The organism is Pantoea sp. Pa-EAmG, from assembly GCF_030024295.1.
GTDB lineage: Bacteria > Pseudomonadota > Gammaproteobacteria > Enterobacterales > Enterobacteriaceae > Pantoea > Pantoea dispersa.
Window position 1 is genome coordinate 18,694 of the sequence record NZ_JASEWO010000025.1, and the last position, 17,757, is coordinate 36,450.

The 17,757-nt window shown below is 57.5% G+C and carries 14 protein-coding genes; 12 read left to right on the forward strand and 2 right to left on the reverse strand.

Annotation, left to right across the window (positions count from 1 at the left end):
• Positions 1 to 4 precede the first annotated feature (4 nt).
• The 7 genes from nrdF to emrB all read left to right on the forward strand — a co-directional run bounded on the left by nrdF (position 5) and on the right by emrB (position 9,131).
• Complete coding sequence (gene nrdF / locus QMM04_RS05755; protein ID WP_031279347.1) at positions 5 to 964, forward strand: class 1b ribonucleoside-diphosphate reductase subunit beta; 960 nt, start codon at positions 5 to 7, stop codon at positions 962 to 964.
• Between the two features lie 605 nt (positions 965 to 1,569).
• Positions 1,570 to 2,766: a glycine betaine/L-proline ABC transporter ATP-binding protein ProV gene (gene proV / locus QMM04_RS05760; RefSeq protein ID WP_021506469.1), complete on the forward strand. Its 1,197-nt coding sequence runs from the start codon at positions 1,570 to 1,572 to the stop codon at positions 2,764 to 2,766.
• A complete protein-coding gene (gene proW / locus QMM04_RS05765; protein ID WP_282995808.1) occupies positions 2,763 to 3,953 on the forward strand; it encodes a glycine betaine/L-proline ABC transporter permease ProW in 1,191 nt (396 codons plus the stop codon). Before proV ends, proW begins: the two co-directional genes overlap by 4 nt.
• A gap of 63 nt (positions 3,954 to 4,016) precedes the next feature.
• The gene (gene proX / locus QMM04_RS05770) at positions 4,017 to 5,012 is read left to right on the forward strand and encodes a glycine betaine/L-proline ABC transporter substrate-binding protein ProX (RefSeq protein ID WP_211725399.1); all 996 of its coding nucleotides are present in this window, start codon (positions 4,017 to 4,019) and stop codon (positions 5,010 to 5,012) included.
• Between the two features lie 713 nt (positions 5,013 to 5,725).
• Positions 5,726 to 6,256 carry a transcriptional repressor MprA gene (mprA, locus tag QMM04_RS05775; protein ID WP_021506466.1) on the forward strand — a complete coding sequence of 177 codons (531 nt, stop codon included), beginning with the start codon at positions 5,726 to 5,728 and terminating at the stop codon, positions 6,254 to 6,256.
• Between the two features lie 149 nt (positions 6,257 to 6,405).
• Complete coding sequence (emrA, locus tag QMM04_RS05780) at positions 6,406 to 7,578, forward strand: multidrug efflux MFS transporter periplasmic adaptor subunit EmrA (RefSeq protein ID WP_058770894.1); 1,173 nt, start codon at positions 6,406 to 6,408, stop codon at positions 7,576 to 7,578.
• 17 nt (positions 7,579 to 7,595) lie between these two features.
• Complete coding sequence (gene emrB / locus QMM04_RS05785; RefSeq protein WP_021506464.1) at positions 7,596 to 9,131, forward strand: multidrug efflux MFS transporter permease subunit EmrB; 1,536 nt, start codon at positions 7,596 to 7,598, stop codon at positions 9,129 to 9,131.
• Positions 9,132 to 9,172: 41 nt separating this feature from the next.
• Here emrB and QMM04_RS05790 read toward each other — a convergent pair whose 3' ends face one another.
• Positions 9,173 to 10,315 (reverse strand): tRNA/rRNA methyltransferase, encoded by a 1,143-nt coding sequence (locus QMM04_RS05790; RefSeq protein ID WP_021506463.1) that lies wholly within the window; start codon positions 10,313 to 10,315, stop codon positions 9,173 to 9,175.
• A gap of 156 nt (positions 10,316 to 10,471) precedes the next feature.
• Here QMM04_RS05790 and trxC point away from each other — a divergent pair, with 156 nt between their 5' ends.
• The 5 genes from trxC (at position 10,472) to QMM04_RS05820 (ending at position 16,200) form a co-directional block, all read left to right on the forward strand.
• Entirely contained in the window at positions 10,472 to 10,891 is a 420-nt protein-coding gene (gene trxC, locus QMM04_RS05795; protein WP_021313847.1) for a thioredoxin TrxC, read from the forward strand.
• 76 nt (positions 10,892 to 10,967) lie between these two features.
• Positions 10,968 to 11,660 (forward strand): tRNA-uridine aminocarboxypropyltransferase, encoded by a 693-nt coding sequence (locus QMM04_RS05800; RefSeq protein WP_282995809.1) that lies wholly within the window; start codon positions 10,968 to 10,970, stop codon positions 11,658 to 11,660.
• 86 nt (positions 11,661 to 11,746) lie between these two features.
• On the forward strand, positions 11,747 to 14,434 hold the full coding sequence (locus QMM04_RS05805) for a bifunctional acetate--CoA ligase family protein/GNAT family N-acetyltransferase (protein ID WP_282995810.1): 2,688 nt from the start codon (positions 11,747 to 11,749) through the stop codon (positions 14,432 to 14,434).
• Between the two features lie 83 nt (positions 14,435 to 14,517).
• Positions 14,518 to 15,876 (forward strand): CDP-diacylglycerol--serine O-phosphatidyltransferase, encoded by a 1,359-nt coding sequence (pssA, locus tag QMM04_RS05815; protein ID WP_176428114.1) that lies wholly within the window; start codon positions 14,518 to 14,520, stop codon positions 15,874 to 15,876.
• Between the two features lie 3 nt (positions 15,877 to 15,879).
• Complete coding sequence (locus tag QMM04_RS05820) at positions 15,880 to 16,200, forward strand: YfiM family lipoprotein (protein ID WP_125310799.1); 321 nt, start codon at positions 15,880 to 15,882, stop codon at positions 16,198 to 16,200.
• Here QMM04_RS05820 and QMM04_RS05825 read toward each other — a convergent pair whose 3' ends face one another.
• Complete coding sequence (locus QMM04_RS05825; protein ID WP_104188781.1) at positions 16,201 to 17,502, reverse strand: MFS family transporter; 1,302 nt, start codon at positions 17,500 to 17,502, stop codon at positions 16,201 to 16,203. It abuts the gene before it with no gap.
• Positions 17,503 to 17,757: the final 255 nt, after the last annotated feature.

The window sequence follows — 17,757 nt, forward strand, 5'->3', positions numbered from 1 at the left end:
GACTATGCAACTTAAACAGATTCAGGCGATTAACTGGAACCGCATCCAGGACGAGAAAGATCTCGAAGTGTGGAACCGTCTTACCAGCAACTTCTGGCTGCCAGAGAAGGTGCCGCTGTCCAACGATCTGCCGGCATGGCAGTCGCTCGACCCGCAGCAGCAGCAGCTGACGATTCGGGTGTTTACCGGTCTGACGCTGCTCGACACCATTCAGAACGTCATTGGCGCACCGGGGCTGATGGAAGATGCGCTGACGCCGCACGAAGAGGCGGTGCTGTCGAACATCAGCTTTATGGAAGCGGTACATGCGCGCTCTTACAGTTCGATCTTCTCCACGCTGTGTAACACCGCCGACGTGGATGCCGCTTACCGCTGGAGCGAGGAGAATGCCGCCCTGCAGAACAAGGCGAAAATCGTGCTGGATCACTACCGCGCCAGCGATCCGCTGAAGAAGAAAATCGCCAGCGTCTTTCTGGAGTCGTTCCTGTTTTACTCCGGCTTCTGGCTGCCGATGTACTGGTCAAGCCGCGGCAAGCTGACCAACACCGCCGATCTGATTCGGCTGATTATCCGTGATGAAGCGGTACACGGTTATTACATCGGCTATAAGTACCAGAAAGCGCTGGAAACCGTTGACGACGCGCGCCGCGCTGAGCTGCAACAGTTCGCCATCGATTTACTGCTGGCGCTGTATGAAAACGAGGTGGTGTACACCGAAGCGCTGTATGCCGACGTGGGCTGGGCCGAAGAGGTGAAAACCTTCCTGCATTACAATGCCAACAAGGCGCTGATGAACCTGGGTTACGAAGCGCTGTTCCCGGCTGAGCTGACGGCGGTGAATCCGGCGATTCTGTCGGCGCTGTCGCCCAACGCCGATGAAAACCACGATTTCTTTTCGGGTTCCGGTTCATCCTATGTGATGGGCAAAGCGGTTGAAACCGAAGACGAGGACTGGAATTTTTAGTCGCGTGCGGTGCACGGTAAGGGGTGCACATTGCACCGTAAGCGGTGCGCATCAATGCGCACCCTACGGTTGGGTTAATCATGTCGCCTGAAATGCCCCCAGCGGTTAGGTTGATGCATCTGTAGGGTCGGCGTTCATGCCGACCGGAACGCGCCCCGGCGGTTATATTGATGATGCCTCCACAGGGTCGGCATTTATGCCGACCTGGTTAATTTCATGCCGATTCCACCACGATCTGATCATTCATTTTCCTCTCCTGCATTCCCGCCGTCCCCCCGAAATAACGTTAATTCCGCGCGTGATTATTTTACTTATTTAGCGCCATTCATCGCCGGAATATTTCGCCTGACTAAGCGTGATTTATCCGCCTTCCGGCAATAATTCTGGCCGAAACCGGTTTAATTTCACAAAAAATTCAGAAAAAATTTATCCCGTCTCATCCCTTGCAGGCACTGGAATTAGCCACTGTCGCGCCATACGTGTCACACCAGATATTTCCGTTAAGGGTTGTCAGATAATCTCACTATGCGACGGTATAGGCGCTTAAATTTACGCAGGGTACAACAAGAAATAGTCAGACAGTTAACCAGGAATTTCATTACTGCATGGCAATTAAACTCGAAGTAAAGAATTTATATAAGGTATTTGGCGATCATCCCGAAAAGGCATTTAAGCTGATTGAAAAAGGCGAGAGTAAAGAGAGTATTCTGGCGAAAACCGGCCTCTCACTCGGCGTCAAAAATGCCAGTCTGGCCATTGAAGAAGGCGAGATCTTTGTCATCATGGGGCTGTCCGGCTCCGGCAAGTCCACTATGGTTCGCCTTCTCAATCGTCTGATCGAGCCGACACGCGGCCAGGTGATCATTGATGGCGTCGATATTGCCAAAATATCCGACGCAGAATTGCGTGATGTGCGCAGAAATAAAATCAGCATGGTATTCCAGTCATTCGCACTGATGCCGCACATGACGGTGCTAAATAATACCGCGTTCGGCATGGAATTAGCTGGCGTGGCGCTGCAGGAGCGGCAGGAAAAAGCGCTCGACGCGCTGCGTCAGGTCGGACTGGAAAATTATGCCCACGCCTGGCCCGATGAACTCTCCGGCGGAATGCGTCAGCGTGTTGGATTAGCCCGCGCACTGGCGATTAATCCGGATATATTGCTAATGGACGAAGCCTTTTCCGCACTTGATCCATTAATTCGCACGGAAATGCAGGATGAACTGGTAAAACTGCAGGCGAAACATCAGCGCACCATCGTGTTTATTTCCCACGATCTGGATGAAGCGATGCGTATTGGCGACCGCATCGCCATCATGCAGGGCGGCGAAGTGGTGCAGGTCGGCACGCCGGATGAAATCCTCAATAATCCGGCCAACGATTATGTGCGCACCTTCTTCCGCGGCGTGGATATCAGTCACGTCTTCAGCGCCAAAGATATTGCCCGCCGCAGCGCCGGCGCGCTGATTCGTAAAGCCGCCGGTTTCGGTCCGCGTTCGGCGATCAAACTGCTGCAGGATGAAGACCGCGAATATGGCTACGTACTGGAGAAACAGAAATTCATCGGCGTCGTCTCCACGGATTCGCTGAAAGCGGCACTCGCCGCCGGTGAAGGGCTGGATAACGCCCTGCTCGACGCACCGCTGGCGGTTCCTGCCGATACCTCGCTCAACGATTTGCTCTCTCACGTCGCGCAGGCGCCCTGTGCGGTGCCGGTGATCGGCGAAGATCAGCAGTACGTCGGTATCATTTCCAAAAGCACGCTGTTACGCGCTTTAGATCGTGAAGGAGCCCAGCCATGAGTGCACAAAACGCCAATCCATGGGAAAGCGCCAGCCAGACCAGCGCACCACCCGCCACCAGCAACGCCGCCGCAGCCAGCAGCGATCCGTGGTCCGCGACAGGTAGCAGCACGCCGGCTGACAGCAGCGCCAGCGCCGCCGATGCCTGGGGCAACGCCGCCGGCAGTACATCGGATGCTGCCAGCAGTGGTGGACACGATGCCGTCAGCAGCACCGCCAGCAGCAGCGACTGGCTGAGCAGCGCACCGGCCGCGGCACCGGAGCACTTCAGCCTGCTGGATCCGTTCCACACCACGCTGATTCCGCTGGATCGCTGGGTCACCGAAGGCATCGACTGGGTAGTTACCCACTTCCGCCCGCTGTTTCAGGGCATTCGCGTGCCGGTGGATTATATCCTCAGCGCCTTCCAGCAACTGCTGATGGGTCTGCCTGCGCCAGTGGCGATAGTGGTGTTTGCGCTGATTGCCTGGCAGATTGCCAGCCCGGCGATGGGCCTCGCCACGCTGATATCGCTGGTGCTGATTGGCATGATCGGTGCCTGGTCCCAGGCGATGGTGACGCTGGCGCTGGTGCTCACCGCCCTGCTGTTCTGCGTACTGATTGGCCTGCCGCTTGGCATCTGGCTGGCGCGCAGTGAGCGCGCGGCGCGCATCGTGCGGCCCCTGCTGGATGCGATGCAAACCACGCCGGCGTTCGTCTATCTGGTGCCCATCGTCATGCTGTTTGGTATCGGCAACGTGCCGGGCGTGGTGGTGACGATTATCTTTGCCCTGCCGCCGGTGGTGCGTCTCACCATACTCGGTATTAAGCAGGTGCCGGCTGACCTGATCGAAGCCAGTGAATCTTTCGGTGCCAGCCCGCGCCAGATGCTGTTCAAGGTCCAGCTGCCGCTGGCGATGCCGACCATTATGGCTGGCGTCAATCAGACGCTGATGCTGGCGCTGTCGATGGTGGTCATCGCCTCGATGATTGCCGTTGGCGGTCTGGGCCAGATGGTGCTGCGCGGTATTGGCCGTCTCGATATGGGGCTCGCCAGCGTGGGCGGCGTCGGTATCGTGATCCTCGCCATCATTCTCGACCGCCTGACGCAGTCGGTAGGTCGCGACAGCCGCAGCCGTGGCAGCCGCCACTGGTACAGCAGCGGGCCGCTGGGTTTGTTGCTGCGTCCATTCAGTAAAAAAGCCTGATTTCTTTGGGCGGCCCGCTGCGGTCGCCCGTCTCCGACGTCACACGTAAAATAAGGAATGACTATGCGCAAGACAGCTCTATTCGCCGCCGTCCTGACCACGGTTGCCGCGACGCACGTGTCCGCCGCCGACCTTCCGGGCAAAGGCATTACCGTTAAACCGGCTCAGAGTACCATTTCCGAAGAGACCTTCCAGACGCTGCTGGTGAGCCGCGCGCTGGAGAAGCTCGGCTACACCGTTGAGAAGCCGAGTGAAGTGGATTACAACGTGGCTTACACCACCATTGCCGGCGGTGATGCCACGTTTATCGCCACCAACTGGCAACCGCTGCATGACGACATGTACAAAGCCGCCGGCGGTGATAATAAATTTTATCGCCAGGGCACCTACGTCAGCGGTGCCGCGCAGGGTTACCTGATCGACAAGAAAACCGCCGATCAGTATCACATCACCAACATTGAGCAGCTGAAAGATCCAAAGCTGGCCAAACTGTTTGATACCAATGGCGATGGCAAAGCAGACCTGACCGGCTGTACGCCTGGCTGGGGCTGTGAAGCGGTGATTAACCATCAGATCGAGGCCTACAAACTGAGCGATACCGTGGTGCACAACCAGGGTAACTACTCGGCGATGATTGCCGACACCATTACGCGCTTCAAACAGGGTAAACCGATTCTCTATTACACCTGGACGCCATACTGGGTCAGCGACGTGCTGAAGCCGGGTAAAGATGTGGTGTGGCTGCAGGTGCCGTTCTCCTCACTGCCAGGCGCGCAGAGCAAAGTGGATACCAGACTGGCTAACGGCGCCAACTATGGCTTCCCGGTGAACACCATGCATATCGTGGCCAACAAAGCCTGGACGGAGAAGAATCCGGCGGCGGCGAAACTGTTTGCCGAAATGAAGCTGCCGATTGGCGATATCAATGCCGAGAACGCCGCGATGCATGCCGGTCACGCCTCAGAAACGGACATCAACGGCCACGTTGACGGCTGGATCAAAGCTCATCAGGCGGAATTTGATAAATGGGTCAGCGACGCCATGGCGGCGGCGAAATAAACCCGTGCGGCACCCCGTCTCAGCCACGTGGTGCCGTCATTTTCCGCCCTCCCGCCCCGTCAGTAAGCGAAGCGTGCGCTATAGCGCACTGGTACGTCCTGTTAATTAACACAACATTGAAATAATTTTTTGGGTTACTATTACCCACATATGATTATTTACCCGCTTTTCCCACCAGCTATGTCTCCTTTCCACCGCCCGCATCGGGTCGGCCGCGCCAGGATGAGTCTGCGTTATCGCAGGTATTCACCCTCCCACGTGCCGGTTATACCGCAGACGACGAACGGAATTCATCACGCCGCTGATGCTGGCGCGTTACCCGGATTAACCGGTGCCTTATCGATTAACCCATTGATTTACTCCAGCAAAGCCGGCCGGGAAAAGTGTTTAGAAAACGTAAAGATCAATGCAAAGTGGTGAGCGATACTGTTCATTAATGATTGGCTTTGTTATGGTTAGCCACACAGTTATTCACCTAAGTTATTTTTACTCGCGAAATTATTCAATCCACTGAAGGTTTCGCTTAGCGAATTGATGACGATAGCGGCTTTGTCTGCAAAGCGGCTGGTCAGGGCGCAGAGCCCAGGGTTATGGACCGACCTGGAACGCCAGGTGCTGACAGTGTGACGGTGCAAACAATCACAGGCGGAAAATATGACTACGCTTAATCTGTCACCCTCATTATTATATTTGTTGCAACTAAGAGGTTTTTAATGGAAAGCTCGTTTACTCCCATTGAGCAGATGCTAAACATCCGTGCTAATCGCCACAAAGATTTTCCGCTGCAGGAGATTATCCTGACCCGTCTGTGCATGCACATGCAGGGTAAACTGCTGGATAATCGCAACAAAATGTTGAAGGCGCAGGGAATTAACGAAACTTTATTCATGGCGCTGATTACGCTGGACGCGCAGGAAAACCAGAGCATTCAGCCTTCTGAGCTGAGCTCGGCGCTGGGTTCTTCCCGCACCAACGCGACGCGTATCGCTGATGAACTGGAAAAGCGCGGCTGGATCGAGCGTCGTGAGAGCGACAACGATCGCCGTTGCCTGCACCTGCACCTGACGGAAAAAGGTAACGAATTCTTACGTCAGCTGCTGCCACCACAGCATCAGAGCCTGCAGTATCTGTGGTCCTCGCTGACCGATACCGAGCAGGAGCAGCTGGAAGCCATCACGCGTAAGTTGCTTAACCGTCTCGATAAAATGGACGAAGATCAGGTTATCGCTTCCCTGTCGCGTTAATAGCAAGAACTGCGACACAATCACCCACCGAAATCGCTATTTTAATCCCCTTTTATCCGGCCAGCGTTGCAAACGCTGGCTTTTTCGACTCGGGCGACCGTGTTGATGGATCAACACATCCCGACTAAATGGCAAACGTGGAGAACGACATGAGTGCGACAGCGGAAGCTCAAAGCCCGCAACAGCCCGCGAACAAAAAGAAGAAGCGCAAAGGTGCGCTGATCCTGCTGGCTATCGTGTTTATCGTGATTGGTGTGGGTTATCTGGCTTACTGGTATCTGGTGCTGCGCCACTTCCAGGAAACCGATGACGCCTACGTGGCAGGCAACCAGGTGCAGGTGATGGCCCAGGTTTCCGGCAGCGTGAATAAAGTGTGGTTCGAGGATACGGATCGGGTGAAAAAAGGCGACATTCTGGTGTCGCTGGATAAAACCGATGCGCAGCAGGCATTCGAGAAAGCGCAGACCGCGCTGGCCACCAGCGTGCGCCAGACGCACCAGCTGATGATCAACGGCAAACAGTATCAGGCCACCATCAAACTGCAACAGACCGCGCTGGATCAGGCCGAATCCGACCTGAAACGTCGCGAGCCGCTCGGTGCCGCCAATCTGATTGGCCGCGAAGAGCTGCAGCACGCGCGTGATGCCGTGGCCACGGCGAAAGCCCAGCTGGACGTGGCGATTCAGCAGTACAACGCGAACCAGGCGATGATCCTGAATACCGACCTCGAAAATCAGCCGGCGGTAAAACAGAGCGCTGCTGAGCTGCGCGATGCCTGGCTGGCGCTGCAGCGCACCGACATCCGCAGTCCGATGGACGGCTATGTCTCGCGTCGCAGCGTGCAGGTCGGTTCACAGATCTCCACCAGCACACCGCTGCTGGCGGTGGTGCCGGCCACCAACCTGTGGGTTGACGCCAACTTTAAAGAGACGCAGCTGGCAGGCGTGCGCATCGGTCAGCCCGCCACGGTCATCAGTGATATCTACGGCGATGATGTGGAGTATCACGGCAAGGTGGTTGGTCTGGATATGGGCACCGGTAGCGCCTTCTCGCTGCTGCCAGCGCAGAACGCCACCGGTAACTGGATCAAAGTGGTACAGCGTCTGCCGGTGCGTATCGAACTCGATCCGCAGCAAGTGGCGCAACATCCGCTGCGTATCGGCCTGTCCACGCTGGTGAAAGTAGATACCCAGAACAAAGATGGCGCCGCGCTGGCCAGCAATGTCCGCACCCAGGCCGCGTATGAAAGTAACGCGCTGGCAATCGACCTTGCGCCGGTTAACCAGCTGATCGCTGACATTGTCCGTGCCAACGCGCAATAACCTCGCGGGAGGCTGTTATGGCACAAAAGCCGCTTGAAGGTGCGCCGTTAGTTCTGATGACCATCGCCCTGTCGCTGGCGACGTTCATGCAGGTACTCGACTCCACCATCGCTAACGTGGCGATCCCAACCATCGCCGGTAACCTCGGGGCGTCCAACTCGCAGGGCACCTGGGTGATCACCTCGTTCGGGGTGGCGAATGCCATCTCGATCCCGATCACCGGCTGGCTGGCAAAGCGCGTTGGTGAAGTGAAGCTGTTCACCTGGTCGACCATTCTGTTCGCGCTGGCCTCATGGGCGTGCGGCATGTCCGAAAGCCTGGAGATGCTGATCTTCTTCCGCGTGATTCAGGGCGTGGTGGCCGGTCCGCTGATTCCGCTGTCGCAAAGTTTGCTACTGAACAACTACCCGCCGGCCAAGCGCAGCGTGGCGCTGTCGCTGTGGGCGATGACGGTGATCGTTGCGCCGATCTGCGGTCCGATTCTTGGCGGCTGGATCAGCGATAACTATCACTGGGGCTGGATCTTCTTCATCAACGTGCCAATTGGCGTGGTGGTGGTGATGCTGACGCTGCAAACCCTGCGCGGGCGCGAAACCAAAACTGAGATCCGCCCGATCGATATGGTCGGTCTGGTGCTGCTGGTGGTGGGGATTGGTTCTCTGCAGGTGATGCTTGACCGCGGTAAAGAACTCGACTGGTTTGGCTCAACCGAAATCATCGTGCTGACGGTGGTCGCGGTGGTGTCGCTAGCCGTGCTGCTGGTGTGGGAGCTGACCGACGATCACCCGATTGTCGATTTGTCGCTGTTTAAGAAGCGAAATTTCACCATCGGCTGTCTGTCGATCAGTCTGGCTTACATGCTGTACTTCGGCTCGATCGTCCTGCTGCCGCAGCTGCTCCAGGAGGTATACGGCTATACCGCCACCTGGGCAGGGCTGGCATCGGCGCCGGTGGGGATCATTCCGGTGATTCTGTCGCCGATCATTGGCCGCTTCGCCCATAAGCTGGACATGCGGCGGCTGGTGACCTTTAGTTTTATCATGTATGCGGTGTGCTTCTACTGGCGTGCGTATACGTTTGAGCCGGGGATGGATTTCGGTGCCTCCGCGTGGCCGCAGTTTATCCAGGGGTTCGCGGTGGCCTGCTTCTTTATGCCGCTGACCACCATTACGCTGTCCGGCTTGCCGCCAGAGCGTATGGCGGCGGCCTCCAGCCTGTCGAACTTTGTGCGTACGCTGGCGGGTTCAATCGGAACGTCAATCACCACCACCATGTGGACAGATCGCGAATCGATGCACCACAGCTACCTGTCGGAATCGGTTAATCCATTCAATCCGAATTCGCAGCAAATGTATGACCAGCTGCAAAGCATGGGCATGACGCAGCAGCAGGCATCGGCTTATATCGCCCAGCAAATTACTAATCAGGGCCTGATTATCTCGGCTAACGAGATCTTCTGGGCATCGGCGGGGGTGTTTTTGGTCCTGCTGGTTCTGGTGTGGTTTGCCCGTCCGCCGTTTGGCGCAGGCGGTGGCGGCGGTGGCGCGCACTGAGTGACAGAAACCAAAACGGGCCACAGCGGCCCGTTTTTTATTTATGCGTTCTGACGCCACCATTCGGCGAGCAGAATGCCGGTCGCGACCGAAACGTTGAGGCTTTCAACGTTGCCGGTACCGCCAATCGACAGGCTGATATCGCCCTGCTGGAATGCGCTGTCTGACAGACCTTCACGCTCCTGACCCAGCACCAGTACCATTTTGGCTGGCAGCGCCGCCTGCGCCAGCGGCGTACCGGCGTGGCTGGATGTGGTGACAATCGTGTAACCGGCTTTGCGGAACGCTTCCAGACCCGCAGCAAAGCTTTCGCCGCTGATCGCCTGGACGTGCTCTGCACCACCTTCAGCCGTGCGGACTGCGGCACCCGACTCCAGCAGCGAGGCATCATTGACCAGCAAACCTTTGACGCCAAAGTGCGCGCAGCTGCGCATGATACCACCAAGGTTGTGCGGGTTGCTGACATCTTCCAGCGCCAGTACGCAGTCTTTGCTCTGCGCCTGCTGCAGCCATTCCGCCACCGGCATGCCCATGCGCTTCTTAATAATGAAGCACACGCCGCCGTGGTGTTCAGTCCCGGACGCTTTCGCCAGCTCGGCGTCGTCCACCACGTGATAGGCTTTGCGGTTTGCCGCCAGCCAGCGCAGGGTTTCGCGGAAGCGCGGCGTGACGCTTTGCACGAACCAGGCACGGACGATGCTTTCGGGACGGCTCTGGAACAGCGCCTGGCAGGCGTTTTCGCCATACACGCGCGTCTCTTCCTGACGCTGACGGCGAATCAGTTCCGGGTCGATAACCGGCTTGCTGCTGGCCGCTTCGTCACCCGCATCCGCTTCAGCGGCGACAGGCGGACGTGATACGGTGCGCCACGGTGAATCACTGAAGCCGCGATCGTCCCGATCGCTGCGACGACCGCGCGCGCTATCGTCACGCGGACCGCGCGAACGGCCAGCATCATCACGTGGACCACGCGAACGCCCGGCATCATCGCCACGGGCGGTGCGCGGACGACCGCTCTCTTCATTATTACGGGTGCTGCGAGGACCAGAGCGACGATTCTCTTCCTGGCGCGCAGCAGGACGGCCGCCTTTGCCGGTACGGGGATTTGGCTTCTGACCGCCCTCCTCATCACGTACGTACATCACTTTTACCTTGCCGCTTTTGCCTTTAAATTCGTCGTTCATCTGTTCCTCCAGCATTGAGAGCGCGAAGATTACCTGATGTGTCGGTGCTTAGCTATCAACTATTGAACCTATTGGGCAATCCAGATTGAGCATAGCACTCAACCTTTTCATAATGTTCGGCAATCATAACATTTACAGGTCCGGTTTGAGGTGACGATGAATACTGTATGTGCCTCCTGTCAGGCAACTAACCGCGTTCCCGAGGAACGTCTGGCCGACGGAGCCAAATGCGGTCGCTGCGGCGATGCGCTGTTTAGCGGTGAAGTGGTGAATGCCACGGCGGCCACGCTGGATAAATACCTGCAGGACGATCTGCCGGTCGTGGTCGACTTCTGGGCGCCATGGTGCGGCCCGTGTGTGAACTTCGCGCCGGTGTTTAAAGACGTCGCCGACGAGCGGCGCGGCAAAGTGCGCTTCGTGAAAGTGAACACTGAGGCGGAACCTGCACTCAGCACGCGTTTTCGCATCCGCAGCATCCCAACCATTATGCTGTTCAAAAACGGTGAGATGGTGGACATGCTGAACGGTGCGATGCCGAAAGCGCCATTCAACGAATGGCTCGACGAATCACTCTAATCCCCCTGGGCCAGCCACGCGCTGGCCTTGTTTTTGCCCTTCTATTACACTGGCGTTTTTCCCTGTCCGCGATGCTATGTCTGAAAATGCCGTTCTGCGCCTGCGTGCGCAGCGTTTAGCGCGTGCCACGCGCCCGTTTCTTGCCCGAGGCAACCGCGTGCTGCGCTGTCAGCGCTGCCTGCTGCCACATAAAAACTGTCTGTGCGCGACCCTGCAGCCGCAACAGGCGCGCAGCCGGTTTTGCCTGGTGATGTTTGATACTGAACCAATGAAACCCAGTAATACCGGTCGGCTGATTGCCGACATTCTGCCGGAAACCCAGGCCTTTGGCTGGTCGCGCACCGAGCCCGACGCCGCGCTGCTGGCGGCGGTGCAGACGGCGGATTATCAGCCGATGGTGGTGTTTCCCGGTGCCTACGCCAATGCCGATCGCCAGGTGCTGACCACGCCACCCACCGGCGGCAAACCCCCGCTATTTATTATGCTCGACGGTACCTGGACCGAAGCGCGCAAAATGTTCCGCAAAAGCCCGTGGCTGGATAGCTTTCCGGTGATGTCACTGAATGTGGCGACGCCGTCGCGCTACACGCTGCGCGAAGCTCATGCGCCGGGCCAGCACTGCACCGCCGAAGTGGCCGCCGCGCTGCTGGAACAGGCAGGTGATGTCCCGGCGGCGCAGGCGTTGCAGCAGCACTTTGAACGCTTTCGTCAGGCCTATCTGGCCGGCAAACCCCACCATCCGATACACGCACAAACAGACAATTTCTGAAGCTGGCTCGCAGCCTGACATCGACAAATCGGCAACCGGCGTAAAAGCGTTTACAATCATGCCAATCCCGAGAGCAGGAGCGAATAATGAGCCAACGTGGACTGGAAGCGCTGTTACGACCGAAATCAATTGCGGTGCTGGGTGCGTCGATAAAACCGGGCCGCGCTGGCTATCTGATGATGCGCAACCTGCTGGCGGGCGGCTTTGGCGGTCCGGTGTTGCCGGTCACGCCCAAATACAAGGCGGTCAGCGGCGTGCTGGCCTGGCCGGATGTGGCCAGCCTGCCCTTCGCCCCCGACCTGGCGATTATCTGCACCCACGCCAGACGCAATCTGGAACTGTTACAGCAGCTGGGAGAAAAAGGCTGTAAAGCCTGCATTATTCTCTCCGCGCCGGCCAGCCAGCAGGAAGCGCTGAAAGCCTGTGCCAGCCAGTGGCAGATGCGCCTGCTGGGTCCCAACAGTCTGGGCCTGTTAGCCCCCTGGCAGGGGCTGAATGCCAGCTTCTCACCGGTACCGATTGCGAAAGGACGCATCGCCTTTATTTCGCAATCGGCGGCGGTGTCCAACACCATTCTCGACTGGGCGCAACAGCGCAACCTGGGCTTTTCGTGGTTTATCGCACTGGGCGATAGTCTGGATATTGACGTCGACGACCTGCTGGATTTTCTTGCACGCGATGGCAAAACCAGCGCCATTTTGCTCTACCTGGAACACCTGAGCGATGCCCGGCGCTTCGTTTCTGCCTCGCGTAGCGCAGCGCGTAATAAACCGATTCTGGTGATCAAAAGCGGTCGCAGCCATCAGGCACAGGCGATGATCGGCACCGCCAGCGGACTGGATGCTGCCTGGGATGCCGCCATTCAGCGCGCCGGTCTGCTGCGCGTGCAGGACACGCATGAGCTATTTTCCGCCGTGGAGTCGCTCAGCCACATGCGCCCGCTGCGCGGTGAGCGCCTGATGATTATCAGCAACGGCGCCGCTCCGGCAGCGCTGGCGCTGGATGAACTCTATGCGCGTAACGGCAAGCTGGCGACGCTGGATGAGCCCACGCTGCAGGCGCTGGCGGCCCTGCTGCCGGAGGGCATCGGGCGCGGTAATCCGCTGGATTTGAAAGATCATGCAACGCCCGCGCTGTACGTGGCCTGCGTAACACAGCTGCTCGACAGCCATGAACTGGATGCGCTGATGATCATCCATTCACCCAGCGCCGTCTCTCCGGCCAGTGAAACCGCCGCGCAGATTATTGCGGCGGTGGCCGCGCATCCGCGGGGTAAGCAGGTGACGCTGCTGACCAACTGGTGCGGCGAACACTCTTCGCAGGAAGCCCGCCGCGCATTCACCCAGGCCGGCATTCCGACCTGGCGCACGCCAGAAGGCACGGTGACGGCATTCATGCATCAGGTTGAGTATCGGCGTAACCAGAAACAGCTACGCGAAACGCCAGCGCTGCCGCTGGGCCTGACGCAAAACAGCGCCGAGGCACATCAGCTGCTGCAGCAGGCACTCGATAGCGGCATTACCACGCTGGATACGCACGAGGTGCAGCCCATACTGCAGGCTTACGGGCTGGCAACGCTGCCAACGTGGATCGCCAGCGACAGCCAGTCTGCCGCTAAGATTGCCGACCAGATTGGTTATCCGGTGGCGCTCAAGCTGCGCTCGCCGGATATTGCACATAAGTCGGATGTACAGGGCGTAATGCTCTATCTGCGCAGCGCGGCAGAAGTTGAACAGGCGGCAGACGCCATCTTCGATCGCGTGCGTGAAACGCATCCGCAGGCGCGCATTGACGGCCTGCTGGTGCAAAGTATGGCGAACCGCGCCGGTGCGCAGGAGCTGCGGGTGGTGGTTGAGCATGACCCGCTGTTTGGCCCGATCATCATGCTGGGCGAAGGCGGTGTGGAGTGGCAACCGGACAAGCAGGCCGCCGTAGCGTTGCCGCCGTTGAATATGACGCTGGCGCGCTATCTGGTGATTCAGGCACTGAAGAGCGGCAAAGTGCGCAGCCGCAGTGCACTGCGCCCGCTGGACATCACCGGTCTCAGTCAGCTGCTGGTGCAGGTATCAAACCTGGTGGTCGACTGTCCGGAGATTGAGCGGCTGGATATTCATCCGCTGCTGGCATCCGCCAATACCTTTACCCTGCTGGACGTGACGCTGCAGCTGGCTCCGTTTCATGGCGACAGTGAGGCGCGGCTGGCGATTCGTCCCTATCCGCACCATCTGGAAGAGCAGGTACAGCTTAAAGATGGCCAGCGCTGCCTGTTTAGACCAATTCTGCCGGAGGATGAACCGCAGCTACGCGCCTTCATCGCCCAGGTCACCAAAGAAGACCTTTACTATCGCTACTTCAGTGAGATCAATGAGTTTACCCACGACGATTTGGCGAACATGACGCAGATCGATTACGACCGGGAGATGGCGATTGTCGCAGTACGCCAGCATAACGGTGCCGATGAGATCATCGGCGTGACGCGCGCGATCTCCGATGCTGACAATATCGACGCAGAATTTTCGGTATTGGTGCGTTCCGACCTGAAGGGTCTGGGCATGGGCCGGCGGCTGCTGGAAAAGATGATCCGCTATACGCGCGATCACGGCCTGCAACAATTGAACGGTATCACCATGCCGCACAATACCGGCATGATTACCCTGGCGCGAAAACTCAATTTTCGTGTGAATATTCAACTGGATGATGGCATTGTCAGCCTGAATTTACCGCTGGCTGACACCGGTGACCTGGCTGTAGAGAAAGGTAAAAATCCTCCTTAACCGGCCGGTTGATGTTATTATTTACCGTTAGGATCATGATTTGATGGCAAAAGGCCATGCAATGAACAGAGAAGAAGTGCACTGTGATGTTGTCTAAATTCAAACGCAATAAACACCAACAACACCTCGCACAGCTGCCTAAACTGTCACAGTCCGTGTCGGATGTGACCACGCTTTACTCGCCCGCCGAGTTTCGTGAAACCCTGCTGACGAAAATCGCCACGGCAGAAAAACGCATCTGCATCGCCGCGCTGTATCTGGAAAATGATGACGGCGGACGCAGCATCATGCAGGCGCTGTATGCAGCGCGTCAGGCGCGCCCGGAACTGGATGTCAGCATTCTGGTGGACTGGCATCGTGCGCAGCGCGGCCGTATCGGTGCCGCGCGCGGCCTGACGAACGCCGACTGGTATTGCGAAATGGCGGCGCAGCATCCCGATATCGCGATTCCGGTGTATGGCATTCCGGTGAACACCCGCGAAGCGCTCGGTGTGCTGCATCTGAAAGGCTTTATCATTGACGATACGCTGCTCTACAGCGGTGCCAGCCTGAACGATGTTTATCTGCATCAGCATGACAAATACCGTTATGACCGTTATCAACTGATCCGTAATCCGCAGCTGGCGGACACCATGTTTCAGTGGATTGGTGAGAATCTCAAACATTCTGAGGCCGTCAACCGTCTCGACCAGGCCGAACGTCCCTCCAGCCCGGAAATCAAGAATGAAACCCGCCAGTTTCGCCAGGAGCTGCGCAGCTTCAACTATCAGTTTACCGGTGATGCCGGCAACGAATCACTGGCCGTGACGCCGCTGGTCGGGCTGGGTAAACGTAGCCTGCTGAACAAAACCATCTTCCATTTAATGCCCTGCGCCGAGCGTAAGCTCACACTGTGCACGCCGTACTTTAACCTACCGGCCATTCTGGTGCGCAATTTGATCCAGCTGCTGCGTCAGGGCAAAGAGGTCGAGATCATCGTCGGCGATAAAACCGCCAACGATTTCTACATTCCGCCACACGAGCCGTTCAAGATTATCGGTGCGCTGCCCTATCTGTATGAAATCAACCTGCGTCGCTTCCTCAGCCGGTTGCAGTATTACGTCAACAACGGCCAGCTGACGGTGCGTTTGTGGAAAGATGGCGACAACAGCTATCACCTGAAAGGCATCTGGGTTGATGACGAGTGGATGATGATCACCGGTAATAACCTCAATCCGCGCGCCTGGCGACTCGATCTGGAAAATGCGGTGCTGATTCATGATCCGCTCAACCAGCTGGCAGAGCAGCGCGATAAGGAACTGGCGCTGATCCGTCAGCACACCACGGTGGTGAAACATTTCCGCGAGCTGGAGAGCATCTCTGATTATCCGGCAAAGGTGCGTAAGCTGATTCGTCGTCTGCGTCGCATCCGTATCGACCGCCTTATTAGCCGTCTGCTGTAGCCGATGCGTGCGCTCATCCTCTGTGCGGTATTACTGTGTAGCGGATGTGCGCATGTGGCGCAGGATAGCTGGACCGGCCAGGATAAAGCACAACACTTTTTCTCCTCTGCCGCTCTGGCTGCCGCGGGCAGTGAGATCTCTCAGCATCAACATCAGGGCCGCGGGCAAAATCTGCGCTTCGGCCTGCTCTTTTCGCTAAGCTTCGGCGTGGCCAAAGAAGCCTGGGACAGCCGCCCAGCCGGGAGCGGCTGGAGCTGGAAAGATCTTAGCTGGGATGTCGCCGGTGCGGCCAGCGGCATTGCCTTATGGAACCTGAGCCAGTAATCACAGCGCAATCCCCTTGCCTTTGCGGTGCAGCATCAGCGATACCAGAAATGCCAGCGCGCCCATTGCCGAGACATACCAGAAGAAGGTGGTTTCGATGCCGTGCTTCTTCAGTAATAGCGCCACGTACTCGGCCGAACCGCCAAAGATAGCATTAGCTACCGCATAGGAAAGCCCCACGCCAAGCGCCCGCACTTCCGGCGGGAACATCTCCGCTTTAAGGATGCCGCTGATGGCGGTGTAGAAACTGGTAATAATCAGCGCCAGCATCACCAACACGAACGCCAGCCCGCTACTTTGCACATTCTGCAGTAACATCAAAATCGGCACGGTACAGATAGCCGCGCCAGCGCCAAAGATCATCATTGATGCCCGCCGGCCAATCTTATCTGACAGCGCGCCCACAATTGGCTGAATCAGCATGAATACCAGCAGCGCGCCGGTCATCAACGCACTGGCGCTGCGCGCATCCATACCCGCCGTGTTCACCAGATATTTCTGCATGTAGGTTGTGAAGGTATAGAAGCTCAGCGATCCGCCAGCGGTAAAGCCAAGCACCATCAGGAAGGCGCGCGAATGGTTACGCAGCAGGCCAAGGATGCTGCCGGCATCGCGATGTTCCCGGTGCTTTTTCTCGGAGGTTTCATTCAGTGAGCGACGCAACCACAGAGCGACCACTGCCAGAACCGCGCCAAGAAAGAACGGGATACGCCAGCCCCAGCTGCGCAGCGCTTCATCACTGAGGATTTGTTGCAGTACCACGACTGTCAGCACGGCTAACAGCTGACCGCCAATCAGGGTGACGTACTGGAACGACGCGTAGAAGCCTTTGCGCCCTTCCAGTGCCACCTCACTCATGTAGGTAGCGCTGGTACCATATTCACCGCCCACCGATAAGCCCTGAAACATGCGTGCCAGTAGCAAAATCACCGGCGCCGCAATGCCGATTTCGCCGTAGCCGGGTAAACAGGCAATGACCAGCGAACCAAAACACATCATGCATACCGAGATCAGCATCGAACTTTTTCGGCCGTGACGGTCCGCGATGTAGCCGAATAGCCAGCCACCGATAGGACGCATTAAGAAGCCCGCCGCAAACACGCCGGCCGTTTGCAGCAGCTGGGTAGTGGTGTCGCCGGCCGGGAAAAATACATGGGCAAAATAGAGCGAAAAGAACGAGTAGACGTAGAAATCAAACCATTCGACCAGATTGCCGGACGACGCGCCGACAATGGCCCAGATGCGTTTTTTACTGACGGCTGCCGCTTCCGGCTGGGCCGATTTTTGTTGTAAGTCGGTCATCTTTTACCTCATTTCCTTGCGAAGAACATCGCTAAAGCAATGAGTAAAGCATCTGAGAGCAGCGCGGGGGAATCAGAGCCCGTTCAGGATGACAAAATGTGACAGAGCTGGAGTTTTAAGGAGAGATTTTGCAGAGGATTAAGTGGATTTGGCGATCGCCAGACGTAAAAAAGCCCCGGACACTCGTCCGGGGCTTCTTTACTGGTTTGATGCCTGGCAGTTCCCTACTCTCGCATGGGGAGGCCCCACACTACC